This is a genomic window from Rhizobium sp. PL01, from assembly GCF_033447125.1.
GTDB lineage: Bacteria > Pseudomonadota > Alphaproteobacteria > Rhizobiales > Rhizobiaceae > Pararhizobium.
In genome coordinates this window covers 293,687-320,151 of the sequence record NZ_JAWQUM010000001.1, presented here as the reverse complement: position 1 = coordinate 320,151, position 26,465 = coordinate 293,687, and the positions used below count along the sequence as shown (strand labels likewise).

Below are 26,465 nucleotides of genomic sequence, written 5' to 3'. Positions count from 1 at the left end.
GTTTTCCAGTCCGATCAAAGGATTGCCGCATTCTTGGCTCAGGGACTTCAATCCCGCATTTGCCGCCCAAGGTTTCCGCATGCCCAGATTATCCGTCGCGCCCGGTCTTGCTCTCGCATTGACCCTGGTCCCTGCCCTTGCCCACGCCGTCGAGCCGCCAGTGCCAATGGAGCGCATGCAGCTCGTCATCATCTCGTTCGATGGTGCGCATGACAACAAGCTCTGGGAAAAAAGCCTCGACATGGCCAAGCGCACTGGCGCGCATTTCACCTATTTCCTCTCCTGCACTTTCCTGATGACGAGAGCCGAAGGCGGCAAGGCCTATCAGGCACCCGGCCACAAGGCCGGCCGTTCGAATGTCGGCTTCGCCCAGAGCCGCGAAGAGATCCAGGCCCGTGTCCGCCATATCTGGCAGGCGCATCAGGCCGGTCACGATATCGGCAGCCATGCCTGCGGGCACTTCGACGGCAAGGGCTGGAGCGCTGCCGACTGGAAGCAGGAATTCGCCGCATTCAATATCGCACTCGCCAATGCCTGGAACGCCGGCGGCATTGCCAGCGAGCAGCCGGAAGGCTGGGCCGATTTCGCCGCCCACGGCATCAAGGGCTTTCGCGCACCGTATCTTTCCTTGAGTGACGGATTACTGCCGGCACTGAAACAGGACGGCTTTACCTATGATGCCAGCCTCGTCACCAAGGGACCGGGCTGGCCGGCCGACGCGGATGGAATGCCACGTTTCGGCCTGCCACTTATTCCCGAAGGACCGCAGCAACGCCGGGTGATCGGCATGGACTACAATCTGTTCGTTCGCCATTCCATGGGGATCGAGAACCGCAAGGACAGCGCCGTCTTCGAAGAGCGCACCCTCGATGCCTTCCGAAAAGCCTTCCAGACAGAATATGGCGGCAACCGCATTCCCCTGCAGCTGGGTTTCCATTTTGTCGAGATGAACGGCGGTGCCTATTGGCGCGCGCTCGACCGGTTCCTGACCGAGACCTGTGGCAAGCCGGACGTCGCCTGCGTCAGCTATGCCCAGGCGCTGCCGATCATCGCCAAACAGAAAAAGGCGGATCGCTCCGCCTTTTGAGTGCCGTTTTTCATGAGTGTCGATCTTACGGCCTGTCGGCGGCAAGTTCTCCGTCGCTTTCTTCGCGGGCGAGATAGCGCTGGTCGATGGCAGGCAGCGGTGCATCGTCGATGGCCGCTTCGAACGCTTTCAGCCGCTTGTGGATCGACAGCAACTCGATGATCGTCGACCAGTAGTTCACCAGATACTGGAACGAATTGCTGACCTCACCGAAAGCCGTCGAAATCTGCTGCCAGATCCCGAGCGTGATCTTGCCCGCGACGAAGGTCGGGATAAGGATGAAGTTCAGGAAGATCGCGTCGAGCTGGCCATAGGAAAAGCGGGCCACGTTGAAATAGGCGTAGTGCCAGTACATGCGGAAGTAATTACGGCGCACGTTATCGTAGAGTTCCCTGACAGTGACCGGCTGCGCACGATCGCCGTGGTCTTCACCATAAACAAGCTCCTTGCGGTAGGCCGCCTCAACGCGCTGGTTGCGGAAGTTCAACCCGGGCAGCTTGATGCCGGCAAACGCCAGGAGTGCGGTACCGAACAGCGACCAAGCAATCGCAAGCCAGAACAGGGCGTGCGGAACGGCACCAATGATCGGCAGATCGGCGACATGCTGCGACATGGCGAAAAGCAGCGGCAAGAACACCACAAGTGTCATTACCGAGTTGATCAGCGTCACGCCAAGCCCCTCAAGGATATTGGCAAACCGCATCGTATCTTCCTGAACACGCTGCGAGGCACCCTCGATATGCCTCAGCTTGTCCCACTTCGACATGTAGAAATTGTTCATCGCCGTACGCCAGCGGAAGACGTAGTGGTTGGTAAAGAACGCTGTGATGACATTCAGCGCAACGCCGACAAATCCGATTTGCAGAAAGTTCACCTGCAAGACATAAAATTGACTCGCTGTGATCCCGGGTTTTTTCGCAAGTGCATCCTGAAGCAGATCAAAGAACGGGCCGCGCCAATTGTTGATTGCGACGGACGTCTGCACCGAGAAATAGGCGATGAAAATAATGAACGCCGATCCCCAGATCGACCAATTCGCCCATGGATGGTCCTTTGCAAGCACCTTCCAAACACCGCCGAAAATCAGAACGAAAATCGTGAAATAGAGATAAAACCAGAGATTATCAGGCGTAAAGAAGAAGCCGAGCCCGATAGGAGGCTTTTCTCCCGGAGCGAGGGGTGGCAGACCGATTGCTGCGCCAAACTGTGGCCCAACGGTATACCAGACCAGAATACAGATCAGAGACCAGATTGCGCCGGAGGTAAAAAACAACTTCGGATTTGGGAAAAATGAATGAAACAAAGGGGCACTCGCGTTTCTTGAGGGCGCAAACACCCTGCTTCGATGTGGCGAACCTAGGGCAAAAGCCCTCGACTGCCAATCACGTCAAGCTAATGTTACCGTTATTTAATCGCGAGGCCGGTCAGGCACCTGCAGCAGCCACGATCCGCCGCATCTCTATGCCGATCAACGCTGCGCAAAACAGCAGAACGCCCGCCGCCAAAAGCGTCGGCGTGTTGAAACTACCGCTCCCTTCAGCCAGCCAGCCGGCCACCAGAGGTCCGATGATCTGGCCAACGCCGAAGGCGGCTGTCATGAAGGCAAGCGCCTTACGGGGACTTTCCGGCGCCAACGCCCGGCCGATCTGCAGGCCGTAGGCAGTGATCATGATAAAGGTCAGTCCGAGCATCAGACCACCAATCAGCGGTGCATAGGGCGACGGCAGGGTGACGACAAGGACAAGGCCGATAGCCTCGACAAGCAGGCCAGCCAGATAGACACCGACGATCCCCAATCGCGGCACGGCACGGCGCCACAGGTGCGCCGAGACGGCAGCACCCAGGCCAGTGATCAGCCAGGCGAGAAATTCGACGGTATGATCTGTCGCTCCTTGCCGGGCCATCGCGACGAGAAAAGTCGCGGTGATGACATAGCCGAAACCGAACAGGCCGTAGGTCAGCGTCATCACGAACAGCGGCCGGGTCCAGACCAGTGGCTTCTCTCTTTGCGCGTTCTTTGCGCCGGCAGGGCTCGATGGCAGGAGGAAAGCGACGGCGATAGTGCCGAGACAGGCTATCAGCGCGCCGCCAAACCACGCCGTCTGCCAGCCCGCGAAGACGCCGAAACCACCGGAAGGCAACAGGTAGACCATCAACGACGACACAGCGATACCGATGCCGACACCGCCAAAATGCACCGATTGCACATGCACGCTGCCTGGGGCGAGCCCCCGGTTCAGCACGATCCCCGAGGTAAAGATCAGCGTGAAAGCGCTGGCGATACCGGCCAGAAACCGGATGACGGAAAAAAGGACGAGCGATGATGTCAGCCCCATGACCAGCAGCAGCACCGCCGTCGCGGCAAGCGCCAATAGACTGATCGTCCGTTCGCGCCCGGCTGCCCAGCCATAGCCGGCAGCGACCGCACCGACGAGATAACCGATGAAATTGGCCGACGCGATCAGCCCGGCATCACCGGGCGTCAGCCCGAGCCCGCTCATCATGCCGGGCAGGATTGGCGTATAGGAAAACCGCCCGAAGCCCATAGCCACCGCCATGGCAATGGCACCTGCGAGAGCCGTTGGGGCAAGGCTTTGGTTCAGCGATTGGTCCAGTCTGGTCATGCCTTACCTATTGCAATGCAGCATGGCGATGACAAATGACAAAATCTGATGGTGTCGTTCAACGGCGTGAATGGGAACAAACTCAGCCCGGCAACGTGACCACCAGTGGTCCGTTGCGGGTGACGATCACGGTATGCTCGTACTGCACGGTCAGCGCCCGTGGTTCGCTGTAGAGAGTCCATTCATCGTCGCCGCCCTCGGCCCATTGCGCGCCCAGCGACAGGAACGGCTCGACGGTGAAGACCATGCCTTCGGTCATCCGCCGCTTCTCGTGCTTGTCCGGCCAGGTGGCAATCTCTGTCGGTTCCTCATGCAGCGAGCGTCCGACACCGTGGCTGGCCAGATTGGTGATCAGCGTATAGCGGTTCTTCTTGGCAAAGCTGCCAATGGCATTGCCGATCGCCGCCAGCGGCTTGCCTGACTTCACCTCATTCAGACCGACCCACATGGCACGCTTGCCGTCGCGGCAAAGGCGTTCAATCTGCGGTTTGACCGGCGGAACGGCAAACGACGATCCCGTATCGGCAAACAGCCCGTTCTTTTCGGCCGAAACGTCGATATTGACGAGATCACCGGCCTGGATAATGCGGGCACCCGGAATGCCGTGGGCGACTTCCTCGTTGACGCTGATGCAGGTGGCGCCGGGGAAATTATAGGTCAGCTCCGGCGCAGACCGCGCCCCGGCATCCTCCAGAACCTTGCGGCCGATCGCGTCAAGTTCTGCCGTGGTGATACCCGGCTCAAGCGCCGCCGCCATGATCTGGATCGTGTTGGCGCAGATACGGCCGATTTCCTTCAGCCGTTCCAGATCTTCGTCATTGTTGAGTGTCATCGTCTCTCGCTTTCGGCTGTTTATGTAACCCGCCGAAAGCAGCCAATCCAGACACCCGCTATGGGAAAATTACCGAGGTTCGGCGGTTTCCGCCGGTTTTTTCTCATTCGCCAGTGCCGCGCGCACTAGCGGCGCCACTTTCGTGCCGTAGAGTTCGATGCCACGCAGGATCTGGTCATGCGGCATCTGGCCGATCGCCATCTGCAGCAGGAAGCGATCGTTCTTGAACATTTTTTGGTGGCGGATAATCTTTTCCGCGACCGTATCGGGATCACCGAGAAACAGATTGCCATTCGGCCCGGTCGACTGGTCGAAATGCGCCCTGTTGGTCGGCCCCCATCCACGCTCGCGGCCGATACGGTTCATCACCTCGGCCTGCGGTCCATAGAATTGGTCTCCGGCCTTTTCATTGGTATCGGCGATGAAGCCATGGACATTGATGCTGGTTTTCAGCTTAGACGCGTCCTGTCCCGCCCGGCGTGCGGCCTCGCGGTAGAGGTCGAACAGCGGCGCATAACGCGCCGGTTCGCCGCCGATAATCGCCAGCGCAACCGGCAGACCGAGTGCACCTGCCCGCGCCACTGATTGCGGCGTGCCGCCAACGGCGATCCACACCGGCAGCGGTTCTTTCACCGGGCGCGGATACACACCACGGCCATTGATCGGTTGGCGTTTCTCGCCCGACCATGTGACGACCTCGCCATCACGAATTGCCAAAAGCAGGTCCAGCTTTTCCGAAAACAGCTGATCGTAATCTTCAAGATCATACCCGAACAACGGGAAGGACTCGATGAAGGAGCCCCGCCCCGCCATGATTTCGGCGCGGCCATTCGAGATCAAGTCAAGCGTTGCAAACTGCTGAAAAACCCGGACGGGATCATCCGAACTCAGCACCGTGACCGCACTCGTCAGCTTGATGTTTTTCGTACGTGCCGCCGCAGCAGCTAGGATCATTGCCGGGGCAGACGCGACATAATCCGGCCGATGATGCTCGCCCAGGCCGAAAACATCGAGCCCCACCTGATCGGCCAGCTCGATTTCCTCGATCAGGTGCCGTACCCGCTCCTCGCCCTCCCTACCGCGACCCTGCGGCGCCTCGGGATGCACGTCGCCGAATGTATAAAGACCAAGTTCCATGACGTCCTGCCTGTCTGATCAGCCCGAAGGCAAAGATGATGTTTCGATAGCTGAGATAATCAAGATCGCAGATACGTCACAGCACGATGGTTGAAACAGTGTGTTTCCCTAAGCGATCAAGCCTCCCAGGGATTGAGAAGGCGGACGCCCGTTCCTTCGAAATCACGCGTGTTGCGGGTGACCATGAAAAAGTCATACTGCAGCGCCGTCGCAGCGATGAATCCATCACGTTCAGGGCGCTTGTCAGGCACGTGCAACGAAGCGCAAATAAGTGCCGTGGACAATTCCACGTTCAAGACACGATCTTCAAAAGCTGGAAGTATCTGATCGGCCATCCAGAGGCGCATCCTTGCGGCCTGGACCGGGTCTCTCCGTTCCAGCAGCAGAATACCCACTTCAAGCTCGAAGATAGTGATGACCGAGACAAACAAATCAGAGGGTGACACAGCCTGCGACCAAGCCAGAACGGCTGGATCGCATTGTCCCTTACGCACCTTGCGCAGTTCCGAGAGAACGTTGGTATCGAGGAGATACATCAGGAAAAATCAGGGATCTTAGATCCCCAATCAGCGCTACGGCTTGGCAATTCAAAGTCGATATCGTCGTCGGAAGGCATCGACAACAATTCCGCGATGGTCTTCCCTTTCGACGGCTCCACAGGCTTGGAAGCAGTCAGCTTCCGATACTCTTCGATCGACAACAGCACATGCGCCGGGCGGCCCCGGTCAGTAATGAACACAGGCCCATCGGCCGAAGCCTTCTTGGCGCGTCCGGTGTCTTGATTGAATTCACGGCTCGAAAATGTGGTGCTCATCGGCGCCTCCATCACAATGTAGCAACGTTACTACATATGGTTCTGGCGTTCAAATGTTTCTAGCTGTCGCTCAGCGTCCGCTTCACCGCGTTGCGCCAGCCCTTCAGCTTTCCGGCACGGGTCTTTTCATCCATCGCCGGCTCGAACCGCTGGTCGCGCGCCCAGGACTTGGCGAATTCCTTCTGGTCTGGCCACACGCCGGCACGGCTGCCGGCAAGCCAGGCGACGCCGAGCGCCGTGGTCTCCAGAATGGTCGGGCGGTCCACCGGCGCGTCGAGCAGGTCGGACAGGCGCTGCATCGTCCAGTCGGAGGCGACCATGCCGCCATCGACGCGCAGTACGGTTTCCTTGCCGTCGCTCTTCCAGTCCTTGTGCATGGCGTCGAGCAGATCGCGCGTCTGGTAGCAGACGGCTTCAAGCGCTGCGCGGGCAAACTCGGCCGGACCAGTATTGCGCGTCATGCCAAAAATGGCGCCACGTGCATCCGGGTCCCAATGCGGCGCGCCAAGGCCGGTAAAGGCCGGTACGAGATAGACTTCCTGTGAAGGATCGGCGCTTGCGGCCAGTGTGCCTGTGTCGGATGCTGCCTTGATGACCTTGAGGCCATCCCGCAACCATTGCACAGCGGCACCGGCGACGAAGATTGACCCTTCCAGCGCATAGGTGGTTTCGCCGTCAAGACGGTAGGCAATCGTCGTCAACAGCCGGTTCTTCGAACGGACGATGTCCTTGCCAGTGTTCAAAAGCGCGAAGCAACCGGTGCCATAGGTGGATTTCATCATTCCCGGCTGGAAGCAGGCCTGGCCGATGGTGGCCGCTTGCTGATCGCCAGCAACGCCAAGGATCGGGATTTCCGCACCGAAGATCGACGCATCGGTGACGCCGAAATCAGCAGCGCAATCGAGCACTTGCGGCAGCATCGCTTCGGGAACGCGCAGGATTTCGAGCAGATCGCGATCCCAGTCGTTCTCGACGATATTGTACATCAGCGTACGCGAGGCATTGGTCGCATCGGTCACGAAGGATTTGCCGCCGGTCAGCCGCCAGATCAGGAAAGTGTCGACCGTACCGAAGCAGAGTTCGCCTTTGGCGCCTCGGGTGCGCGCGCCTTTGACATTGGCGAGCATCCAGGAAAGCTTGGTGCCCGAAAAATAGGGATCGAGCAGCAGGCCGGTCTTCTTGGTGAAGGTTTTTTCCAGGCCCTGACGTTTCAGCTTGTCGCAATAGGAGGATGTCCGGCGGTCCTGCCAGACGATGGCATTGTGGATGACCTTGCCAGTGTCGCGCTCCCAGACGACGACGGTCTCGCGCTGGTTGGTAATGCCGATCGCCGAGAGGTCGCTCGCCTTGATACCGGCCTTGCTGATGGCTTCCCTGATCGTCCAGACAACGGTTTCCCAGATTTCCTCGGGATCATGCTCGACCCAGCCGGATTTCGGAAAATGCTGCTTGAATTCCTTCTGCCCGGATCCGGCAATTTGCTGATCTTTATCGAAGACGATCGCGCGGCTCGAAGTCGTGCCCTGATCGATTGCGAGAACATATCCGGCCATAGCGCCCCTCCCAGCTTTTCTTCAGCCCGCAGTCTCTCCTCAAGACTCCCGGCCATTTCAAAAACTTCAATACGATACAAAAACGAATGTCAAACGAAAACAAAACGCAAGTAGACAGACCCGCGCACGTGCGAAAAAGCCAGCCCACAAAGGCAGAAACACAATTGTCACGGTGCCGGTTTTGGGCATAGTTTCAAGAGTCGAAATGAAAAGAAGAGACAGCATGACACAGTCCGCCGGCAGCATCCGTTTTATCCTGAACAATCGGGAGATTGCGTTGAGCGCCGTACAGCCCACCGCGACGCTGCTCGATTTCCTGCGCCTCGAAAAGCGGCTGACCGGCACCAAGGAAGGCTGCGCCGAGGGTGACTGTGGCGCCTGCACCGTGCTGGTCGGGCGGCTGTCTGGCGGCGAACTCGTCTATGAAAGCGTCAATGCCTGCATCCGGTTCACCGGTTCTCTGAACGCCACCCATGTCGTCACAGTCGAGCATCTGGCGGCAAAAGACGGAACCTTGCATCCGGTCCAGCAGGCGATGGTCGATTATCACGGCTCGCAATGCGGCTTCTGCACGCCCGGCTTCGTCATGTCGCTTTACGGCCTCTGGCTCTCCAAGGACAATCCCGGCCGGGCCGATATCGAAAAGGCTCTGCAAGGCAATCTCTGTCGATGCACGGGCTATGAGCCGATCGTGAAAGCGGCCGAAGCCGTCGCAAAGGCAAGGCCCGATGCAGTGTTCGATCCGATCGTCAAAGTCCGCGAAGAAATCATTGCCAAGCTGACGGCAATCCGTTCGACGCAGACAATCCACATGGAGAGTGGCAACGCAACCCTGATCGTGCCCGGCACGGCGGCCGATCTTGCCGATGCGCTGGCGGACTATCCGCAGGCGACCATCGTTGCCGGCTCCACTGATGTCGGGCTCTGGGTCACCAAACAGATGCGCGCCCTGAACCCCGTCATCTTCATCAATGGGCTGGACGACCTGCAGTTCATCCGCGAGACGGAAGACGGCATCCTGATCGGGGCCGGCGTCAGCTACTCCACGGCCTTTGGCGCCATCTCTGCCCGCTATCCCGCCTTCGGCCGCATGCTGGACCGGCTGGGTGGCGAACAGGTGCGCAACATGGGCACGATCGGCGGCAACGTCGCCAACGGCTCACCGATCGGCGATACCCCGCCGCCCCTCATAGCACTCGAAGCCAGCGTCAATCTGCGCTCGAAAGCCGGACAGCGCACCGTACCGCTCGAGGCCTATTTCATCGAATACGGCAAACAGGATCGCAAACCCGGCGAATTTGTCGAGAGCATTTTCGTACCGAACCTGCCCGCAAGCGATCATTTCGCCGTCTACAAGATTTCCAAACGCCGCGACGAGGACATTTCCGCGCTCTGCGGCGCGTTCCGCATCGCGCTCGATGACAGCAACAACGTGACGTCGGCCCGCATCGCGTTCGGCGGCATGGCGGGAACGCCGAAGCGGGCGTCACATGTCGAAGCAATGCTGACCGGAAAGCCCTGGAACGAAGAAACCGTCAAAGCGGCGCAGGTGGCATTCGATGCGGATTACCAACCGTTGACCGACTGGCGTGCCACGGCCGCTTATCGCATGCTGACGGCGAAAAACCTGTTGTTGCGGTTTTTCCTGGAGACATCGGGAGAACCGGCCGAACTCATGCGCTTTGCCGCAGGGGAGAAATGATCATGGACAACTCTACCTTCGAGGAACGCAAGACCATCGCCGGCTCCATGCATTCGAACCTGCGCCACGACAGCGCCCACAAGCATGTCTCAGGCACGGCAGACTATATCGACGACATTCCGGAGCCCGCGGGCACCCTGCACGGCGCCTTGGGGATGACTGATCGCGCTCATGCGGAAATCGTATCGATGGACCTCTCCGAGGTCGAAGCCACACCCGGCGTCGTCTGTGTTCTCACCGCAAAGGACATGCCGCATTCCAACGACATCAGCCCGAGCCATCTCGATGACGAGCCAGTGCTGGCCGAGGGCCTGGTGCAGTTTCATGGCCAGCCGGCATTTGCAGTGATTGCCGAAACACGTGACATAGCCCGCCGCGCTGCCCGCAAAGCGAAGATCACCTATCGCGACCTGCCGCATCACACCGATATTCTCGACGCGCTGGAAAACGGTGCCAAGGTCGTGACCAAGCCGCTGACCCTGTCGCGTGGCGATGCCGAAGCCGAACTTGAGCTGTCTCCGCGCCGGCTGACCGGCCGGATGCGGATCGGCGGTCAGGAGCATTTCTATCTCGAAAGTCATATCGCCATGGCCATTCCCGGCGAGGATGACGAGATCACCGTCTGGTCGTCCACCCAGCACCCGAGCGAAGTGCAGCACATGGTCGGTCATGTGCTTGGCGTTCCCTCCAATGCGGTCACCGTGCAGGTCCGGCGCATGGGCGGCGGCTTTGGCGGCAAGGAAACACAGGGCAACCAGTTCGCAGCTTTGGCCGCCGTTGCCGCAAAAAAACTCAACCGCGCTGTCAAGTTCCGGCCCGACCGCGACGAGGACATGACCGCCACCGGCAAGCGCCACGATTTCCTCGTCGATTACGACGTCGGCTTCGATGACGATGGACGGATCCACGCGGTGAAGGCCAATTATGCCGCCCGCTGCGGCTATTCCTCCGACCTCTCCGGCCCGGTCACCGACCGTGCGCTGTTCCATGCCGACAGCTCCTATTTCTATCCGCATGTGAAGCTGACATCGCAGCCCCTAAAGACCCACACCGTCTCCAACACCGCCTATCGCGGTTTTGGCGGACCGCAGGGCATGGTCGGCGGTGAACGGATCATCGAGGAGATCGCCTATGCACTCGGCAAGGATCCGCTCGAGATCCGCAAGCTGAATTTCTATGGCGAAAGGGGCTCCGGCCGTGATGTGACGCCCTATCACCAGCAAGTGGAAGACAACATCATCCACCGCATCGTTGCCGAGCTGGAGGCAAGCGCCGATTATCAGGCGCGGCGCAAGGCAGTCATCGAGTTCAACAAAACCAGCCGCGTCATCCGCAAAGGCATCGCGCTGACGCCGGTGAAGTTCGGCATCTCCTTCACCCTGACCGCCTTCAACCAGGCGGGCGCGCTCGTTCATGTCTATCAGGACGGATCGATCCACCTGAATCATGGCGGCACCGAGATGGGCCAGGGGCTCTACACCAAGGTGGCGCAGGTTCTGGCCAACAGTTTTCAAGTCGACATCACCAATGTGAAGATCACCGCGACCACCACCGGCAAGGTGCCGAACACTTCGGCGACAGCCGCCTCCTCTGGCACCGACCTCAACGGCATGGCCGCCTACGATGCTGCCCGGCAAATCAAGGAACGCCTGGTCGATTTCGCCGCCGAGCGCTGGCAGACGGAGCGGGAAAACATCACCTTCGTGCCGAACCATGTGAAGATCGGCGATGAACTGGTGCCCTTCCCCGATTTCATCAAACAGGCCTATTTCGCCCGCGTTCAGCTGTCGGCCGCAGGCTTCTACAAGACACCGAAAATCCACTGGGACCGCAACACAGGACGCGGCACGCCGTTCTACTATTTCGCCTATGGCGCCTCCGTCTCCGAAGTCTCCATCGATACGCTGACCGGTGAATATATGGTCGACCGTGTCGATGTGCTGCACGATGTCGGCAAGTCGCTCAATCCGGCGATCGATATCGGCCAGGTCGAAGGCGCCTTCGTGCAGGGCATGGGCTGGCTGACCACAGAGGAACTGTGGTGGGATGCCAAGGGGCGTCTACGCACCCACGCGCCATCGACCTACAAGATCCCGCTTGCCTCCGACCGGCCAAAAATCTTCAACGTCAAGCTGGCGGAATGGGCCGAAAATGCGGAGATGACCATCGGCCGCTCGAAAGCAGTCGGAGAGCCCCCGTTCATGCTACCGATCTCGGTGCTGGAAGCGCTATCGATGGCCGTTGCCAGTGTTGCCGATTATCGCGAGTGCCCGCGGTTGGATGCCCCGGCAACGCCAGAGCGCATCCTGATGGCCGTTGAGCGCCTACGAACAGGAAAAGCATAAAGAGCCATTGAAATGAACTTTGCAGTCGATAGCCTCGAAGCGTTCCTTGAGCGCGAATACAAGCTGGTCATCGTCGAGATCAAACAGACTTTTGGATCGACGCCACGCGAAACCGGGACCTTCATGCTGGTCTCGCCGACGGACGCGCATGGCACGATCGGCGGCGGCCAGATGGAGCATCTGGCGATCGACAATGCCCGGGCGCTGCTCGCTGGCGTCAGCGACCAGTTCGAGATGGATATCCCGCTCGGTCCCGATATCGGCCAGTGCTGCGGCGGCCGCATGGTCCTGACGTTCCGCATCGGCGATGACGCGACGCGCGCAGCACTTGACCTTAAACTCAAGGAACGCCTGAAAGCCCTGCCGGAAGTCTGGTTGTTCGGCGCCGGCCATGTCGGCCGCGCGTTGGCCGATGCGCTTCTGCTCCTGCCGCTGAAGACCTATGCAGTGGAAACCCGCAAGAGCGAACTCGATCTGATGTCGGCCGGTGCCAGCCATCGTCTGGTCGCCATGCCGGAGGCGATTATCAAGGATATTGCGCCCGGTGCCGCCGTCGTCATCCTGACGCATGACCATGCGCTCGATTTCCTGATTGCCAAAGAGGCGCTTGCCCGCGACGATCTTGCCTATGTCGGCATGATCGGCTCGAAGACCAACCGGGCGACTTTTGCAAGCTGGGCGAAAAAGGAAGGTTTGGGCGACGATGCGATCGGCAGGCTGGTCCTTCCCATCGGCGGCAAGACCGTCAGCGACAAGCGCCCCTCGGTGATTGCCGCCATGACCTCGGCTGAGATTCTTGTCGCGCTGAGCGCACAGTAGCGTTACAGGCGAGCAGCACAGCCGCGGATCAGCGCATGCGCAGCCTCGCCAGCGGTTTCCATATAGGAGGGGTCGCGGTGCAGGAGGACGACGGCGAAGGAACCGTCCAGAAGCAGGATCGTCTGCCGCGCCAGCGTGCGCGCATGGACGCCAAGGTCCGCGTCCTCGAAGACGCAGCTAAACCAGTCCTCGACCCGCCGCTTGTGCGCCGCTCCGATTTTCATCGCCGGATGGCCGGGCATATTGGCAAGTTCTGCTGAGGTCCGCAGAAATCCGCATCCCTTCCACCGTGGATGCCTTGCTGATGCCGCCAGATTGAAAAAGACGCCGCGCACCTTGTCTGCGACATCACCTTCCGTTTCGCAAAACCAGCGCTTGAACAGAGCCAGATTGGGCTGGTCGCGCCTGTCGAGGTAGGCGGCGATCAGATCGTCCTTGCTATCGAAATGATAATAGAGCGTGCGCTTGGTAATGCCCGCCTTTTCGGCCACCGCATCGACGCTGACGGCACGGATACCCTCGCTGTAGAACAGCGTTGAAGCGGCAGAAACAATGCGATCTCGCGTGGAAAGAGCGGGTGTTGTCATGGCCCAATGTATACCGACCAGTGAATATACACAAGCAATGCCCTCGCCTACGGTGACGCTAGCGAAACCGCTGGAGACAGATCATGCTGGAGATGAGTGGGAAACCCATCGGAATTGCCTGCCCGGACGGCGTCCGGCTTGGCGGACATATCTGGACAGGCGCAGGCAGCAGCCCTTGTGGCGCCGTGGTCATCAATCCCGCAACCGGTGTGCTGGCGCGCTATTACCATCCCTATGCGCGCTTTCTTGCCGAACATGGTTTCACGGTGCTGACCTATGACTATCGCGGCATAGGCCAGTCCCGGCCCGCATCGTTGCGCGGCTGCACGTATCGCTGGGCGGATTGGGGTGAACAGGACTTTGCAGCAGCCCTTGGCTTTCTCGATGCCCATGTGCCGGATGGCCCCAGGCTTGTAGTCGGCCACAGCATCGGCGGCTTCCTGCCCGGCTTTGCGCTCAACGCGCCGCTGATCGATCGCATGCTCACCGTCGGCGCCCAATATGCCTATTGGCGTGACTATGCTTCCGCCCGGCGCCTGCATCTTCTGCTGAAATGGCATCTGGCCATGCCGGTTCTGACGGCGCTATGCGGATACTTCCCCGGCAGGACGCTCGGTTGGCTCGAAGATCTACCTGCTGGAGTGGCAAAAGACTGGAGTTTTCGCCGGGCGCGCATGGAATTCACCCATCCTAGTGGGCATCGGCCAGAGCTTTTGCAGCGTTTCGCCGCTGTCACAGCCGGCATTCTGGCGATTGGTGTAACGGATGATGACATTGGCACCCCCAAAGCCATTCGCCGCGCGCTGCGTTACTATGAAAATGCCAGGCCGGCCGAAGTCATGCTGTCACCCACCGATCTTGGTCTGGATCGCATCGGCCATTTCAGCCTTTTCCACAAACGCCATGCCGCCGATTTCTGGCTGGACAGCCTGCTCTGGCTGCGCGACGGCATCAATCCCTGGCCGGACAAACCGTTCGGTCCGCAGGTCCAGACGAACAGGAACGACCCGTTCAACAGCCGCTGCTACATTCCGGCCAAAGGCATGATGTGACACGCCACACCATGAACAATTTCCTCGCAACTCTCGAAAGAAAACCATGCCTTACGTTCTGATCATCCACGAGGTCGCCGATTATCCCGCCTGGAAAGCCGTCTTTGACGGGGCGGCTGGCATTCGCCGTGACGCAGGCGAAATCGCCTATCAGGTGCTGAAATATGACACCGACCCCAACCGGATCGTCCACTTCTCGCAATGGCGTTCGCTCACTGCGGCAAGAGAATTCTTCGAGTCTGAAAGATTGATCGAGATCCGCGCCCGGGCCGGCGTCAAGGCGCCGGAATTCATTTATCTTGACCAGCTGGAAAGCGGCGTTCTCGACGCACACAGCTAAAACAATGCCGCCAGACACGACTATCGTCTGGCGGCAAACGGTCTCTATCGAGTCAAATCAGACTCGTGGCGCGGGTCGCGCCCGTCGAGAAAGCCCAGGTCTCTCTTCATGTATTCGGATGTCACATCAAGGTCGAGGTTCGGGTAGCGGGGCTGAAAGCCGTAGAGCAGTCTTGCCAGCAAGGAAAGCCATCCCTCGCTGCGCTTGCACGACATTGGTTCATATCTTTCAATCGTTTGGCAATCCATGGCGGCACCTGTTGTTTTCCTGAATGTGATTGCAGCATGCGCGCAAACATGCTCCAATTCCAATCGAACAACCGTCTGCATGCATCAAGAGAACTTATCCATGAAAATGTCGAAACAGTTTCCGCTGAATGCACTTCGGGTGTTCGAAGCTGCAGCACGGCTGGGCAGTTTCACCAAGGCAGGCGCTGAACTCGGCATGACGCAGACGGCGGTCAGCTACCAGATCAAGCTGATCGAGGAGAATGTCGGCGAACCGCTGTTTCTGCGGCGGCCGCGCCAGATCGAGCTCACTGACGTTGGCCAGCAGCTTGCCCCGCGCGTCAGCGAAGCCTTCGAAATGCTGCAGGAGGCGGTCCTGACGGCGCGCGGCGACATCAACACCGCTCTCCAGATCAACTCGACACCGACCTTTGCGTCGCAATGGCTTGCTCGCAACATCGGCAGTTTTCAACTGGCCCACCCCAATATCGCGGTGCGGCTCACCACCACCGACAAGATAATCGATCTCATCGCGGAATCGACCGATATCGCCATTCGCGCCGGTGTCGGGGATTGGCCCGGCCTCGACAGCCACGCGTTGATGCGCAACGAGTTCACGCCGATGCTCAGCCCGGCGCTTGCCGAGACGGTCGGCGGAATCCGCGAGCCGCGCGATCTTTTGAAACTGAGAATCATCGATGCCGCCGACCCCTGGTGGCGGATCTGGTTCGAGGCCGCCGGCGTCCGTGATCCGGACCTCGAAGGACGGCCGACCAGCCGGCTTGGAGCACAGAGTTTTGAAGCGCGCGCGGCCGTCGCCAGCCAGGGCGTCGCCATCCTGACGCCGGATTTTTATCCGGATGACATTGCCCTCGGCAGACTTTACCAACCCTTCGAACTGCGCTGCAATGATGGCCGCCACTACTGGCTGGTCTATCCGCATGCACGCCGCAACACGCCAAAAATCCGCGCCTTCCGCGACTGGCTTCTGGGCGAACTCAATCCCGAAGCCTGCAGCTTTACCAAATAGCGTGTGAGGATCACATCGCCCCCTTCCCCCACCGTGCATTTTTGCGCAAGGTGCGCAGACGAAGCATGAAAGGGACCCCCGTATGTATGAATTCGCCATTGCCTGGGAGTGGCTGGCTTTTGCCGTTCGCTGGCTGCATGTGATCACGGCGATCGCCTGGATTGGCTCGTCCTTTTATTTCATCGCGCTCGATCTCGGCCTGGTGAAGCGCGACCACCTGCCCGCTGGCGCCTATGGCGAAGAGTGGCAGGTGCATGGCGGTGGCTTCTATCATATCCAGAAATATCTCGTCGCGCCTGCGACCATGCCGGAGCACCTGACCTGGTTCAAATGGGAGAGCTATGCCACCTGGCTGTCCGGCTTTGCCATGCTCTGTCTGGTCTATTATGGCGGTGCCGATCTCTTCCTGATCGACCGGCATGTGCTCGATATTTCCGCGACCACGGCGATTGCAATCTCGATCGGCTCGCTGGCGATCGGCTGGATTTTTTACGATCTGCTGTGCAAATCGCCGCTCGGTAGGAACACCTGGACGCTGATGGGCATCCTCTATGTCGCGCTCGTCGTCATGGCCTGGGGATATACGCAGGTGTTCACCGGCCGCGCCGCCTTCCTGCATCTCGGCGCCTTCACCGCGACGATCATGTCGGCCAACGTCTTCTTCATCATCATGCCGAACCAGCGCATCGTCGTCGCCGACCTGATTGCCGGACGCACGCCGGACCCGAAATACGGCTCCATCGCCAAGCAACGCTCGCTGCACAACAACTACCTGACGCTGCCTGTGATCTTCTTCATGCTGTCGAACCATTATCCGCTGGCCTTCGCCACCGCCTATAACTGGGTGATCGCGGCTCTGGTCTTCCTGATGGGCGTCACCATCCGCCACTGGTTCAACACCACCCATGCCAGAAAAGGACGCCCGACCTGGACCTGGCTGGTGACGCTTCTGATCTTCATCGTCATCATGTGGCTTTCGACCGTGCCGAAGGTCCTGACCGGCGAGGATAAGGCCGAGGTCTCGCCGGCCTTCCAGCAATTCGCCACCAATGCCCATTTTCCGGCCGTCAAGGACACGATTTCGACGCGCTGTTCCATGTGCCACTCCGCCGAACCGGTCTATGAAGGTATCAACCGGGCACCCAAGGGCGTGATGCTGGAAAACGACGCCGAGATCGCCGCCCATGCCCGCGAAATCTACATTCAGGCCGGGCGCAGCCATGCCATGCCGCCCGGCAACATCACCGATATGACAACAGACGAGCGTAAGCTTCTGACCGCCTGGTTCGAAAGCTCCGTTTCAGAAGGCAAGATTGAATGACTGCTACCCTCATCCGCGGACGCACATTGAGTTTCAACCGCGCACCCGCAGCGCTGGATGACCAGGGCGCCTATTCCTATGAAGCCGACGGCGCGCTGCTGGTCGAAGACGGCCTCATCCTCACCAGCGGCAGCTACGACGCGGTGAAAGCGCAGGCCGCTGATGATGTGGTGGAGATCGACCATCGCCCGCATCTGATCCTGCCCGGTTTTATCGACACCCATCTGCACTTCCCGCAGATGCAGGTGATCGGCTCCTACGCCGCCAACCTGCTGGAATGGCTGAACACCTATACGTTTCCCGAGGAATGCCGCTTCGTCGAGAGCGCCCATGCCGAGCGCATTGCCGGAAAATTCTTTGACGAGATGGTTCGTCACGGCACGACCACGGCGGTTGCCTATTGCTCGGTGCACAAGGCCTCGGCGGATGCCTTTTTCGCAGAAGCGCTGGACCGCAACATGCGTATGATCGCCGGCAAGGTGATGATGGACCGCAATGCGCCACAGGGCCTGCTCGATACGCCTGAAATGGGCTACGACGAAACCCGCGCCGTCATCGAACAATGGCACGGCAAGGGCCGCAATCACGTTGCCATCACCCCGCGCTTTGCCATCACCTCGACGCCGGAACAGATGTCGGCCGCGGAAGCGCTGGTCCGCGAATTCCCGGACCTGCATGTGCAGACGCACCTGTCGGAAAACCGCGACGAGATCGATTTCACCTGCGCGCTCTATCCGGATGCCATCGACTATACCGATGTCTACGCCCGCTACGGTCTGCTCGGGCCAAAGACTTTGTTCGGCCATGCAATCCACCTCTCCGACCGCGAAATGGACGCGATGAGCGACACCGGTTCTGTCGCCGTGCATTGCCCGACCTCGAACCTTTTCCTCGGTTCCGGCCTGTTTCCGCTGAGACGGCTGATGACCCGCGAAAAGCCGGTGCGCGTCTCCTTCGCCACCGATATCGGCGGCGGCACCAGCTATTCGATGCTGCGCACGATGGACGAGGCCTACAAGATCCAGCAATTGCAGGGCGAACGGCTGAACCCGCTCGAGAGCTACTATTTCATGACGCTCGGCAACGCACGGGCGCTGTCGCTCGAAGACAGGATCGGCACGCTGGAGCCAGGTACGGACGCCGATTTCATCGTGCTGAACATGGCATCAACACCAGCCATGGCGCTGAAGGCCGAGATGGTGACGTCGCTCTCCGATGAACTGTTCCTGCTGCAAACGATGGGCGACGACCGGGCAATCGTCGAAACCTACGTGGCGGGCGAAGCTGCAAAGGCGGGGTTGGCTGGCTAAGCCATCCCCTCGACCATTGCCTTGATCTTCAGTGCCTTTTCGAAGTGATCGAGCCTGTGCGTGCGGATCCACCATTCGGCCGCTTCCATCAGCAGCTCGGGATCATCATTGCGGTTGGCGAAGAACGCGTAGAAGGACAGCCCGACACCCGGACCTTTTTCCGCAATCTTGCGATCGCAGACGTCGATGATCTTCTGTCTCAGGCTGGCTCTCATTCAAACAATCCCAATGCGTAGAAGCGATCTCCTTTTGCGGGGGAGATCGCTTTTGTGCAAGCGCAGTGAGGCTGATTGGTTATTTCCGCCAGGCCGTCACGCTCTGCGGTTTCACGTCCGCTTCGCCGAGAATGACGGTTCCGGTGGCCGGGCTAGACCAGACCTCGGTCCCGTAATTGAAGGCAAAGGTCACCCCGCCACGCCTGCGCAGCCGGATATGATCGGGGAGCGCCACCGTTTCGAGGCCGGCTTTCGCCGCCAGATGGCTGACTGTCTCCTGAAGCAACGATTGATCCGGCCAACAGGCGAGATAGTGATGCCTGCCCTTTGCCGACAATGCCGGATCGCCATTGGCGAACTGCGCAAGCACCTCGCCGTTAACCTCGACATATTCCCGCCAGCGGATGGCTGCGCCGGTGACGGTGCCGGACACACCGTCCTCCAGCCCCGGACGCAGCGACGACACCTGCGTGACACGAATACCTGCCAGCGCCGCAAGCGGACCCGGCGGCAGGTTGTCCGGGATGGCAAATTGCCGTGTGCGCGAGCCGGAGCGTGGACCGTAGAGGACGATCCCATCCGCCGCAGTGAACGCCTGAACGGCCGCTTCCGAGACGATCATCAGCGACGGCACAAGCACCAGCTTGTAGCCAACGAGCGATGCTCCCGGCGGCACGAAATCGACGTTCAAGCCGAGCTTGCGTAATGCCTCGTACCAGCGGAAGGCCAGTTCGTGATAGAGAAAGTCCCTGCCCTGCGGCTGGATGACGGCGCACCAATAGGTTTCATAATCATAGACGATGGCGACCGGCGCCTGTTCGGTTGCGGGCAGTTCACCCGTCTCGACGATCTCGCGGCCGGTGATCTCCGCTTCCCGTCCACCGACAGACAGTTGGTCGGAGCTTGGAAGATTAAGCCCCGCATGCATCTGTTCCTGCGCAAACGGCGCTTGGCGCCAGCGGAAATAGCTGACAACCTCGGCACCGTGCGCCAAAGCCTCCCAGGTCCAGAGCCGTACCATGCCGGGCTTCGGCACCGGGTTCCACGGCGCCCAGTTCACCGGGCCTGGCTGCTGCTCCATGACCCAGAAACGGCCACGGCCGACACCGCGATAGAGATCATGATGGAACGGCGCGATGTCGGGATGCGAGGTCTCAGCCCAACGGTTCTTTTCCTCTTGGTTGAACGGAAACTTTTCGACAAAGCCAATCGGATAACTGTCCCAGGAAGCGATATCGAGGTTTTCGCCAACTTTCCAGTGGTCGAAATCGTTGACGAAGCCCATGAAGTTATGGGTGATCCAGCGGCCAGGTGAATGTTTGCGGATGATGTCGCACTGCATCTTGTCATAGGCGGCCACCTGCGCCGACTGGAAGCGCCAGAAGTCGAGCCGTGCCGCCGGATTTGCCTCCGTAACCGTCAAGTTCGGCAGGACGACGTCCTCGAAACTATCAACCTCCATCGACCAAAAGACATTGCCCCAGGCTTCGTTGAGCTGCTCGGTCGACTGGTAACGCAACCTGAGCCAGCGGCGGAACGCCTTCAGGTCTTCCGGCCCCCAGGACTGCGTCGTGTCATGGCAGCCATATTCATTGTCCGTCTGCCAGCCGTCGAGTGCCGGGTGGTCACCGTAACGCTTGGCAAGAATCTCGACGATACGTGCGCTTTCCCGCCACCAGACCTCGGAGGAAAACGTATAGTGCCGGCGCGAACCGAAGCCGCGCACGTGACCATTCTGATCGACCGGGGCGATCTCGGGATACTCGTCCATCAGCCATTTCGGCGGCGTCGCCGTCGGCGTACCAAGCACCACCTTCAAGCCCGCAGCGCCCAACGTATCCATGGCGCGGTCGAGCCATGCGAAATCGAACGTACCTCTCTTCGGCTCCAGCCGCGACCAGGCGAATTCGCCGATACGGACGAAGGAAATTCCAAGCTCCCGCATGCGGCGGGCATCCTTTGCCCACCATGCCTCTGGCCAATGTTCCGGATAATAGCAAACGCCCAGCATTACTTCGTCAAATCTCCGTTGATGATGGCGACGCCCTGGGCGTCGAAAAGATGGCAGGCTTTTGGCCGAAGGCCGATGCGGAATTCCGCGCCGGGCTTCGCGGTGGCCAAGCCGTCAGCCTTGACGGCGATATCGCTGCCATCGGCAAGACTGACATAAAACATGGTTTCTGAGCCGAGATATTCGGCAAGCCTGAGCTTTGCGGGCAGGATGGCGCCCTCCTTCGCATCGGCATCGATATGCTCGGGCCGGATGCCAAGCGTCACCGCTTGCCCTTCACTGACCTTCGCCTTCCCGGCGGGTAAAAGAACAACGGCGCCGCCCGGCAGCGTCACCCGGATCTGGTCACCGGCAGGCGCGGCGGTCGCCCTTAGAAAATTCATCTTCGGCGAGCCGATGAAGCCGGCGACGAACAGGTTCTTCGGCCGATGATAAAGCTCCAGCGGCGAGCCGATCTGCTCGATAGAACCGGCACTCAAAACGACGATCTTGTCAGCCATCGTCATGGCCTCCACCTGATCGTGGGTGACGTAGATCATCGTTGCCTTCAGGTCCTGATGCAGCGTGCTGATTTCGGTGCGCATCTGCACGCGCAGTGCCGCATCAAGATTGGATAGCGGCTCGTCAAACAGGAAGACTTCCGGATTGCGAACGATAGCCCGGCCGATGGCAACACGCTGGCGCTGACCGCCGGAGAGCTGCGACGGCTTGCGGGTGAGCAGCGGCTCAAGCTGCAGCATCTTGGCCGCATGCTTGGTGCGCTTTTCGATCTCGTTCTTGTCGTGGCCGGTCATGCGCAGGCCAAAGCCGATATTGTCGGCGACGGTCATGTGTGGATAGAGCGCATAGGACTGGAACACCATTGCGACGCCCCGCTCGGACGGACCGACATGGGTCATGTCCTTGCCGCCGATCTTCAGGTCGCCGGAGGAGATTTCCTCCAACCCGGCGATCATGCGCAACAGAGTGGACTTGCCGCAGCCGGAAGGGCCGACGAAAACACAGAACTCGCCGTCGGCGATGGTCAGATCAACGCCCTTGATGACGCTGACGGCGCCGAACTGTTTCTTGACATTGTGGAGCGTGACATCAGCCATTGGCCTTGCCTCCCGATAAAAGGTGAATGGTGGAAAAGCAGGAAACGGCGATCATCCCTTGGTCGCCCCCAGCGTCAGCCCGGCGATGAAATGCTTCTGCATCAGGAAGAACATCAGAACCGGCGGCATGGCGGCAACGATGGAACCGGCCGAGACCAGATGCCAGGCGGCGATCCATTGCCCGTTCAGCGAATAGAGCCCGGCCGTCACCGGCATTGCATGCTGTCCCTGCACCAGCACCGTCGCCCAAAAATAGTCGTTCCAGATGAAGGTGAAGACCAGCACCGAAAGAGCCGCGATGGCCGGCCGCATCAATGGCAGGACGATATAGCGGAAGATCCGCCACTCGCTGACACCCTCGACACGGGCGGATTCGATCAGTGCAAACGGCAGCGACTTGATGAAGTTGCGCATGAACAGCGTGCAGAATCCGGTCTGGAACGCCACATGGAAAAGCACGAGGCCGGAAATGCTGTCATAGAGCCCAGCCTTCAGCGTCATGTCGCGCACCGGTACCATCAGGATCTGGAACGGAATGAAATTGCCGGCGACGAACAGGAAGAACACGACGAGGTTGGCGCGGAACTTGTAAACGGCCAGCGCGAAGCCGGACAGGCAGGCGAGCCCGACTGCACCGATCACCGTCGGGATCGTTACCTTGAAGGAATTGAGGATATACCAGCCGATCGGCGAGTCCCGGAACACGGCGGTGTAGTTCTCAAAACCGGCAAAGCGTGATGGCATGCCGAAATAGTTGCCGGCAGCGAGATCGCCGGACGGGCGGATCGAGGTGATGGCGACGCCGATCAGCGGCAAAAGCCAGATGATCAGAGCGATCGGCAGAATGATCGTATAGGCGTGACGCACCCAGGGTGCCGCCTTCTGGACAGGCGTTGGAAACATCAGGCGTTCCTTTCCTGCATCAGCATGCGCACGATGAACAGCGTGATGAAAACCATCATGATCATGAACAGAACAACGGCGATGGCGGCGCCATAGCCCATGCGATAGCCGTATTCGGACAGTGCCTGCTCATACATGTAGAAGGATAATACTCGGCTTGATCCATAAGGTCCGCCATCCGTCATGATCGACACCAGATCGAACGAGCGCAGTGCCCCGATAACGGTAACGACGATAGCAATGAAGGTGGCGGGGCCGAGTTGCGGCAGAACGATATTCCAGAGCAGCGACCAGCCCTTGGCACCATCCATGCGCGCGGCCTCCACCTGTTCCGGATTGATGTTGTTGAGGCCGGTCAGATAGAGGATCATGCAATAGGCGATCTGCGGCCAGAGCCCGGCGGCGATGATGCCGAGCGTCACGTAGCGCTCGTCGGCAAGGATGGCGATGTTTTCGCCACTCACCGCCTTGATCAGCGCCGAGAGCAGGCCGAAATCCGGCGCATAGAACCAGGTGAAGATCAGGCCGACAACGACCTGACTGATTACGAACGGGAAGAAGAACAGCGATTTGTAGAGCCGGATGCCGGTGACCGTCTGGTTGAGGAACAGCGCCACGGCAAGACCGGCCGGAACCGCCAGAAGATAGAGTAGCAGCCAGAGAATGTTGTTCTTCAACGACGTATAAAACGCCTCGTCATCGAGAAGCTCGACATAGTTGGCCATGCCGATCCAGGTCTTGGCGCCGAGACCATCCCAGTCATAGAAACTGATCCAGATGGACTGGAAGATGGGAATGATCACATAGATCGAAAACATGATCATGCCCGGCGCCAGAAACAGCCAGGGCGCAAGGCGCTGCTGGTTGCGCTTCCAGTAACTCGACGTTGCGGGAACGGTGCTGCTCATCGCGGCCCCTTTTTCTCAAGTGTTTTGAAATCAATCGACGACAGTTCGGGTAGCTGCCCCTCACCCTAGCCCTCTCCCCGTGAACGGGGAGAGGGAACGACGGAGGTGCCGCGTGTCCCTTCTCACCGTTCACGGGGAGAAGGTGGCCGACAGGCCGGATGAGAGGCCGAAGCTAGATGCGAACCTACTTGTAGATCCGCCCGCGTGCCTTCTCGAGGCGTGCAAGAACCGCATCGACACTATCCGGCTTGACCATGAACTGCTGGAAACCTTCCATGCCGGCCTTGGCCATCTCAGCCGGGGCGTCGCGATCGTAGAACTGTGCGAGCGCATAGGCATTGGCCAGCATCTCGAAGCCCGCCTTCAGGAAGGGGTCGCTCGACTTGGCCGATTGGTTGTTGACCGGAAGCTGGCCGAGAACCTCGTTCATCTTGGTCTGTGCCTCAGGCGTTGCCAGATAGGCGAGGAACTTGCGGGCATCTTCCTTGTTCTTCGCACCCGACGGGATGTGGAAGGATTCGGTCGGTGCATCCTCGGCCATCGGAATGCCCGCGGTGATTTCCGGGAATTGCAGGAAGCCGATCTGGTCTTCCTTCAATCCGCCATCCACCATGGCGGCAACGGCGAAATTGCCCATGAGGTACATCGGTGCCTTGCCCTGGACGAACTGCGGAATGGCATCCTGCCAGTCGATAGCGGCGTGGTTCTCGAGGAAATAGCCAGGCTTCACCAGTTCACCCCATTTTTCGAAGACAGCCTTAACCTTCGGATCGGTATAGGGAACCTTGCCGGCGGTCAGGTCCATGTGGAACTCGTAGCCGTTGACGCGCAGGTCGAGGTAGTCGAACCAGCCACCGGTCGGCCACAATGCCTTGGTGCCGATTGCAAACGGCGTCATGCCGGCCGCCTTGATCTTTTCGCAGGCGGCAATCAACTCGGCCCATGTCTTCGGCGGGGTGATGCCCTGTTCGGCGAAAATGTCCTTCCGGTAGTAGATGCCCCACTGATAGTAGGAATAGGGAATGCCCCATTTCTTTCCGTCAATTTCCATCGACTTGACGGCTGATTTCAGCTGATCATCGAGCTTGTTTTCAGTCCAGAGGTCGGAGACGTCCTCAAACAGCCCGGCCTTGACGAAGGGGGCCATGCGGTTGCCGGAATACCAGGAGACGACGTCGGGCGCATCAGCGGTCAGGAAGTTGCGGATTGCCGACTTGTAGCCTTCGTGGTCGAAATTGTTCCACTTGACCGTGACATCCGGATGGGCAGCCTTGAACCCTTCGAGCAGCGTTTCCATTGCCTTTTTCGGCGCCGGATCCGACTGGTCGGAGTTGATCACAAGCTCGCCTGCGAAGGCGGTCGACACGGTCAATGCATAGCCGAGCGCGAGCGCGGCTTTAAAAGAATTCATGATATCCTCCCAAGGATCAGCGTGTTGTGCCGTTGCGTCCCGCAGGTCGTCTTGTTCCTCTCTCCCGCATGACAGCTTGACCTTGCGGCCGAAACCCGCAATCTACTTCCGACATTTCGGCATAGACTTCCGGTTTCCTAACATCAGCAGGATATGAAATGACCCGCCGTCCGAAACTCGTGAACAGGCTCGGGGCAACACCGGTCCATCCGGAACGCGACCCGGCGCACCCGCTGGTGGTCTTTGGCGATCACCGTTTCTGCGCCGGCGACAACATCAATGTGCGGCGCATGGCAGGCCCGCACATGCACAGCCAGATCGAACTCAATTTCGTGCTGGAAGGCGAAATGACCTATTGGTTCGACGGGCGGGAGCTCAGCGTTTCGGAAGGGCGGCTCTGCCTGTTCTGGGGGATGATCCCGCATCAGGTAACGGATATCAAAGAACCGACACGGTTCATCTGTCTCTATGTACCGATGTCGGTTTTCCTGGCGCTGCCAAGCCTCAGCCGCTTTCGCGACGCGGTCTTTCGCGGTGCGATGATCGAGGCGCTCGACATCCGGACCTATGACCGTGACGTCTTCATGCGCTGGCGCGAAGAGCTTCTGTCCGCTGACGAGGAACTGGAGCAGATCGTCCGCGAGGAACTCGGCGCCCGTGTGCGGCGCCTCGACCGCGAGGGATGGCGCGATCTGCGCGAACAGGGATCAGCCATCGCCTCCTTCGAGCATCACGACGCCGATCGGGTGTTCCATGTCGAGCGGATGATGCGCTTCATCACCGAACATGCGCTGGAGAACATTTCCGCTGAGGATGTCGGCCGTGACGTCGGCCTGCATCCGAACTACGCCATGGGCATCTTCAAACGCACAGTTGGCGTGACCATCAATCAATCCATTGTCCGGCATCGGTTGGACACGGCCCAGTCGCTGTTGATCTCCACCGATCTGCCGATCACCTCGATTGCCTTCGAAGCGGGTTTCGGCTCCCTCTCCCGCTTCTATGAAGCCTTTCACGACCGGTTTGGCACCAAGCCGGGAACATTCCGGCGCCGTCTGGCCAAGCCAGCCAAAGCGCTTGAGGTACACGCGACAGTGAATGGGCAGATCATCGACGGCAATTGACGTCTTAAAAGAGGTA

Annotated in this window: 25 protein-coding genes; 10 read left to right on the top strand and 15 right to left on the bottom strand. The window is 59.6% G+C overall.

Translation table 11 applies throughout. The features are described 5' to 3' along the window. Nucleotides 1–79 precede the first annotated feature (79 nt). Entirely contained in the window at nucleotides 80–1,087 is a 1,008-nt protein-coding gene (locus tag R6X40_RS01480) for a polysaccharide deacetylase (RefSeq protein ID WP_318410374.1), read from the top strand. A gap of 25 nt (nucleotides 1,088–1,112) precedes the next feature. Here R6X40_RS01480 and sbmA read toward each other — a convergent pair whose 3' ends face one another. The 7 genes from sbmA to glpK form a co-directional block, all read right to left on the bottom strand. Further along, entirely contained in the window at nucleotides 1,113–2,390 is a 1,278-nt protein-coding gene (gene sbmA, locus R6X40_RS01475) for a peptide antibiotic transporter SbmA (protein ID WP_318410372.1), read from the bottom strand. Between the two features lie 121 nt (nucleotides 2,391–2,511). Continuing rightward, on the bottom strand, nucleotides 2,512–3,711 hold the full coding sequence (locus tag R6X40_RS01470) for an MFS transporter (protein ID WP_318410370.1): 1,200 nt from the start codon (nucleotides 3,709–3,711) through the stop codon (nucleotides 2,512–2,514). An 82-nt stretch (nucleotides 3,712–3,793) separates the two neighbouring features. Then, entirely contained in the window at nucleotides 3,794–4,543 is a 750-nt protein-coding gene (gene map / locus R6X40_RS01465; protein ID WP_318410369.1) for a type I methionyl aminopeptidase, read from the bottom strand. A 69-nt stretch (nucleotides 4,544–4,612) separates the two neighbouring features. Beyond that, nucleotides 4,613–5,680 (bottom strand): LLM class flavin-dependent oxidoreductase, encoded by a 1,068-nt coding sequence (locus R6X40_RS01460; protein WP_318410368.1) that lies wholly within the window; start codon nucleotides 5,678–5,680, stop codon nucleotides 4,613–4,615. Between the two features lie 116 nt (nucleotides 5,681–5,796). Further along, the gene (locus R6X40_RS01455; RefSeq protein WP_318410366.1) at nucleotides 5,797–6,216 is read right to left on the bottom strand and encodes a type II toxin-antitoxin system VapC family toxin; all 420 of its coding nucleotides are present in this window, start codon (nucleotides 6,214–6,216) and stop codon (nucleotides 5,797–5,799) included. Next, nucleotides 6,216–6,494 carry a type II toxin-antitoxin system Phd/YefM family antitoxin gene (locus tag R6X40_RS01450; RefSeq protein WP_318410365.1) on the bottom strand — a complete coding sequence of 93 codons (279 nt, stop codon included), beginning with the start codon at nucleotides 6,492–6,494 and terminating at the stop codon, nucleotides 6,216–6,218. The genes R6X40_RS01455 and R6X40_RS01450 overlap by 1 nt, the downstream gene beginning before the upstream one ends. Nucleotides 6,495–6,553: 59 nt before the next feature. Beyond that, entirely contained in the window at nucleotides 6,554–8,047 is a 1,494-nt protein-coding gene (glpK, locus tag R6X40_RS01445) for a glycerol kinase GlpK (RefSeq protein ID WP_318410363.1), read from the bottom strand. A gap of 223 nt (nucleotides 8,048–8,270) precedes the next feature. On the opposite strand from glpK, the gene xdhA reads away from it, so the two are divergent. From xdhA to xdhC, 3 genes are read left to right on the top strand one after another with little or no spacing between them, the layout of a single operon-like run. Then, nucleotides 8,271–9,749, top strand: a complete 1,479-nt coding sequence (xdhA, locus tag R6X40_RS01440) for a xanthine dehydrogenase small subunit (RefSeq protein ID WP_318410361.1) — start codon at nucleotides 8,271–8,273, stop codon at nucleotides 9,747–9,749. A gap of 2 nt (nucleotides 9,750–9,751) precedes the next feature. Next, on the top strand, nucleotides 9,752–12,094 hold the full coding sequence (xdhB, locus tag R6X40_RS01435) for a xanthine dehydrogenase molybdopterin binding subunit (RefSeq protein ID WP_318410359.1): 2,343 nt from the start codon (nucleotides 9,752–9,754) through the stop codon (nucleotides 12,092–12,094). Between the two features lie 12 nt (nucleotides 12,095–12,106). Then, a complete protein-coding gene (gene xdhC / locus R6X40_RS01430) occupies nucleotides 12,107–12,913 on the top strand; it encodes a xanthine dehydrogenase accessory protein XdhC (protein WP_318410357.1) in 807 nt (268 codons plus the stop codon). A gap of 2 nt (nucleotides 12,914–12,915) precedes the next feature. Here xdhC and R6X40_RS01425 read toward each other — a convergent pair whose 3' ends face one another. Then, complete coding sequence (locus R6X40_RS01425) at nucleotides 12,916–13,500, bottom strand: TetR/AcrR family transcriptional regulator (protein WP_318410355.1); 585 nt, start codon at nucleotides 13,498–13,500, stop codon at nucleotides 12,916–12,918. An 83-nt stretch (nucleotides 13,501–13,583) separates the two neighbouring features. Here R6X40_RS01425 and R6X40_RS01420 point away from each other — a divergent pair, with 83 nt between their 5' ends. Together R6X40_RS01420 and R6X40_RS01415 are read left to right on the top strand one after the other, a co-directional pair. After that, nucleotides 13,584–14,552 (top strand): alpha/beta fold hydrolase, encoded by a 969-nt coding sequence (locus R6X40_RS01420; protein ID WP_318410354.1) that lies wholly within the window; start codon nucleotides 13,584–13,586, stop codon nucleotides 14,550–14,552. 46 nt (nucleotides 14,553–14,598) lie between these two features. Beyond that, nucleotides 14,599–14,892 (top strand): antibiotic biosynthesis monooxygenase, encoded by a 294-nt coding sequence (locus R6X40_RS01415; RefSeq protein WP_318410352.1) that lies wholly within the window; start codon nucleotides 14,599–14,601, stop codon nucleotides 14,890–14,892. Nucleotides 14,893–14,936: 44 nt separating this feature from the next. On the opposite strand, the gene R6X40_RS01410 is transcribed toward R6X40_RS01415, so the two are convergent. Beyond that, on the bottom strand, nucleotides 14,937–15,221 hold the full coding sequence (locus R6X40_RS01410) for a hypothetical protein (protein ID WP_318410350.1): 285 nt from the start codon (nucleotides 15,219–15,221) through the stop codon (nucleotides 14,937–14,939). Between the two features lie 19 nt (nucleotides 15,222–15,240). On the opposite strand from R6X40_RS01410, the gene R6X40_RS01405 reads away from it, so the two are divergent. The 3 genes from R6X40_RS01405 (at nucleotide 15,241) to guaD (ending at nucleotide 18,780) form a co-directional block, all read left to right on the top strand. Then, complete coding sequence (locus R6X40_RS01405; RefSeq protein ID WP_318410349.1) at nucleotides 15,241–16,149, top strand: LysR substrate-binding domain-containing protein; 909 nt, start codon at nucleotides 15,241–15,243, stop codon at nucleotides 16,147–16,149. 82 nt (nucleotides 16,150–16,231) lie between these two features. Further along, nucleotides 16,232–17,470: a urate hydroxylase PuuD gene (gene puuD / locus R6X40_RS01400; protein ID WP_318410348.1), complete on the top strand. Its 1,239-nt coding sequence runs from the start codon at nucleotides 16,232–16,234 to the stop codon at nucleotides 17,468–17,470. Further along, entirely contained in the window at nucleotides 17,467–18,780 is a 1,314-nt protein-coding gene (gene guaD, locus R6X40_RS01395) for a guanine deaminase (protein ID WP_318410346.1), read from the top strand. Before puuD ends, guaD begins: the two co-directional genes overlap by 4 nt. Here the strand turns inward: guaD and R6X40_RS01390 are convergent. The 6 genes from R6X40_RS01390 to R6X40_RS01365 all read right to left on the bottom strand — a co-directional run bounded on the left by R6X40_RS01390 (nucleotide 18,777) and on the right by R6X40_RS01365 (nucleotide 25,325). Continuing rightward, nucleotides 18,777–18,995, bottom strand: a complete 219-nt coding sequence (locus tag R6X40_RS01390; RefSeq protein WP_318410345.1) for a DUF6500 family protein — start codon at nucleotides 18,993–18,995, stop codon at nucleotides 18,777–18,779. The genes guaD and R6X40_RS01390 overlap by 4 nt on opposite strands. A gap of 79 nt (nucleotides 18,996–19,074) precedes the next feature. Beyond that, nucleotides 19,075–21,006, bottom strand: a complete 1,932-nt coding sequence (locus R6X40_RS01385; protein ID WP_318410343.1) for a beta-galactosidase — start codon at nucleotides 21,004–21,006, stop codon at nucleotides 19,075–19,077. Then, a complete protein-coding gene (locus R6X40_RS01380) occupies nucleotides 21,006–22,103 on the bottom strand; it encodes a sn-glycerol-3-phosphate ABC transporter ATP-binding protein UgpC (RefSeq protein WP_318410342.1) in 1,098 nt (365 codons plus the stop codon). Before R6X40_RS01380 ends, R6X40_RS01385 begins: the two co-directional genes overlap by 1 nt. A gap of 51 nt (nucleotides 22,104–22,154) precedes the next feature. After that, a complete protein-coding gene (locus R6X40_RS01375; RefSeq protein WP_318410341.1) occupies nucleotides 22,155–23,006 on the bottom strand; it encodes a carbohydrate ABC transporter permease in 852 nt (283 codons plus the stop codon). Then, on the bottom strand, nucleotides 23,006–23,914 hold the full coding sequence (locus tag R6X40_RS01370; RefSeq protein ID WP_318410339.1) for a sugar ABC transporter permease: 909 nt from the start codon (nucleotides 23,912–23,914) through the stop codon (nucleotides 23,006–23,008). Before R6X40_RS01370 ends, R6X40_RS01375 begins: the two co-directional genes overlap by 1 nt. Before the next feature lie 184 nt (nucleotides 23,915–24,098). Further along, nucleotides 24,099–25,325, bottom strand: a complete 1,227-nt coding sequence (locus R6X40_RS01365) for an ABC transporter substrate-binding protein (protein WP_318410337.1) — start codon at nucleotides 25,323–25,325, stop codon at nucleotides 24,099–24,101. 158 nt (nucleotides 25,326–25,483) lie between these two features. On the opposite strand from R6X40_RS01365, the gene R6X40_RS01360 reads away from it, so the two are divergent. Beyond that, complete coding sequence (locus R6X40_RS01360) at nucleotides 25,484–26,449, top strand: helix-turn-helix domain-containing protein (RefSeq protein ID WP_318410336.1); 966 nt, start codon at nucleotides 25,484–25,486, stop codon at nucleotides 26,447–26,449. The last annotated feature ends 16 nt before the right edge of the window (nucleotides 26,450–26,465 follow it).

Bases quoted from the DNA above. Each gene is read 5' to 3' on its own strand.
- R6X40_RS01480 (WP_318410374.1), top strand. From the start codon at position 80: ATGCCCAGATTATCCGTCGCGCCCGGTCTTGCTCTCGCATTGACCCTG.
- R6X40_RS01470 (WP_318410370.1), bottom strand. From the start codon at position 3,711: ATGACCAGACTGGACCAATCGCTGAACCAAAGCCTTGCCCCAACGGCT.
- map (WP_318410369.1), bottom strand. From the start codon at position 4,543: ATGACACTCAACAATGACGAAGATCTGGAACGGCTGAAGGAAATCGGC.
- R6X40_RS01460 (WP_318410368.1), bottom strand. From the start codon at position 5,680: ATGGAACTTGGTCTTTATACATTCGGCGACGTGCATCCCGAGGCGCCG.
- R6X40_RS01455 (WP_318410366.1), bottom strand. From the start codon at position 6,216: ATGTATCTCCTCGATACCAACGTTCTCTCGGAACTGCGCAAGGTGCGT.
- R6X40_RS01450 (WP_318410365.1), bottom strand. From the start codon at position 6,494: ATGAGCACCACATTTTCGAGCCGTGAATTCAATCAAGACACCGGACGC.
- glpK (WP_318410363.1), bottom strand. From the start codon at position 8,047: ATGGCCGGATATGTTCTCGCAATCGATCAGGGCACGACTTCGAGCCGC.
- xdhA (WP_318410361.1), top strand. From the start codon at position 8,271: ATGACACAGTCCGCCGGCAGCATCCGTTTTATCCTGAACAATCGGGAG.
- xdhB (WP_318410359.1), top strand. From the start codon at position 9,752: ATGGACAACTCTACCTTCGAGGAACGCAAGACCATCGCCGGCTCCATG.
- xdhC (WP_318410357.1), top strand. From the start codon at position 12,107: ATGAACTTTGCAGTCGATAGCCTCGAAGCGTTCCTTGAGCGCGAATAC.
- R6X40_RS01425 (WP_318410355.1), bottom strand. From the start codon at position 13,500: ATGACAACACCCGCTCTTTCCACGCGAGATCGCATTGTTTCTGCCGCT.
- R6X40_RS01420 (WP_318410354.1), top strand. From the start codon at position 13,584: ATGCTGGAGATGAGTGGGAAACCCATCGGAATTGCCTGCCCGGACGGC.
- R6X40_RS01415 (WP_318410352.1), top strand. From the start codon at position 14,599: ATGCCTTACGTTCTGATCATCCACGAGGTCGCCGATTATCCCGCCTGG.
- R6X40_RS01410 (WP_318410350.1), bottom strand. From the start codon at position 15,221: ATGCAGACGGTTGTTCGATTGGAATTGGAGCATGTTTGCGCGCATGCT.
- R6X40_RS01405 (WP_318410349.1), top strand. From the start codon at position 15,241: ATGAAAATGTCGAAACAGTTTCCGCTGAATGCACTTCGGGTGTTCGAA.
- puuD (WP_318410348.1), top strand. From the start codon at position 16,232: ATGTATGAATTCGCCATTGCCTGGGAGTGGCTGGCTTTTGCCGTTCGC.
- guaD (WP_318410346.1), top strand. From the start codon at position 17,467: ATGACTGCTACCCTCATCCGCGGACGCACATTGAGTTTCAACCGCGCA.
- R6X40_RS01390 (WP_318410345.1), bottom strand. From the start codon at position 18,995: ATGAGAGCCAGCCTGAGACAGAAGATCATCGACGTCTGCGATCGCAAG.
- R6X40_RS01385 (WP_318410343.1), bottom strand. From the start codon at position 21,006: ATGCTGGGCGTTTGCTATTATCCGGAACATTGGCCAGAGGCATGGTGG.
- R6X40_RS01380 (WP_318410342.1), bottom strand. From the start codon at position 22,103: ATGGCTGATGTCACGCTCCACAATGTCAAGAAACAGTTCGGCGCCGTC.
- R6X40_RS01375 (WP_318410341.1), bottom strand. From the start codon at position 23,006: ATGTTTCCAACGCCTGTCCAGAAGGCGGCACCCTGGGTGCGTCACGCC.
- R6X40_RS01370 (WP_318410339.1), bottom strand. From the start codon at position 23,914: ATGAGCAGCACCGTTCCCGCAACGTCGAGTTACTGGAAGCGCAACCAG.
- R6X40_RS01365 (WP_318410337.1), bottom strand. From the start codon at position 25,325: ATGAATTCTTTTAAAGCCGCGCTCGCGCTCGGCTATGCATTGACCGTG.
- R6X40_RS01360 (WP_318410336.1), top strand. From the start codon at position 25,484: ATGACCCGCCGTCCGAAACTCGTGAACAGGCTCGGGGCAACACCGGTC.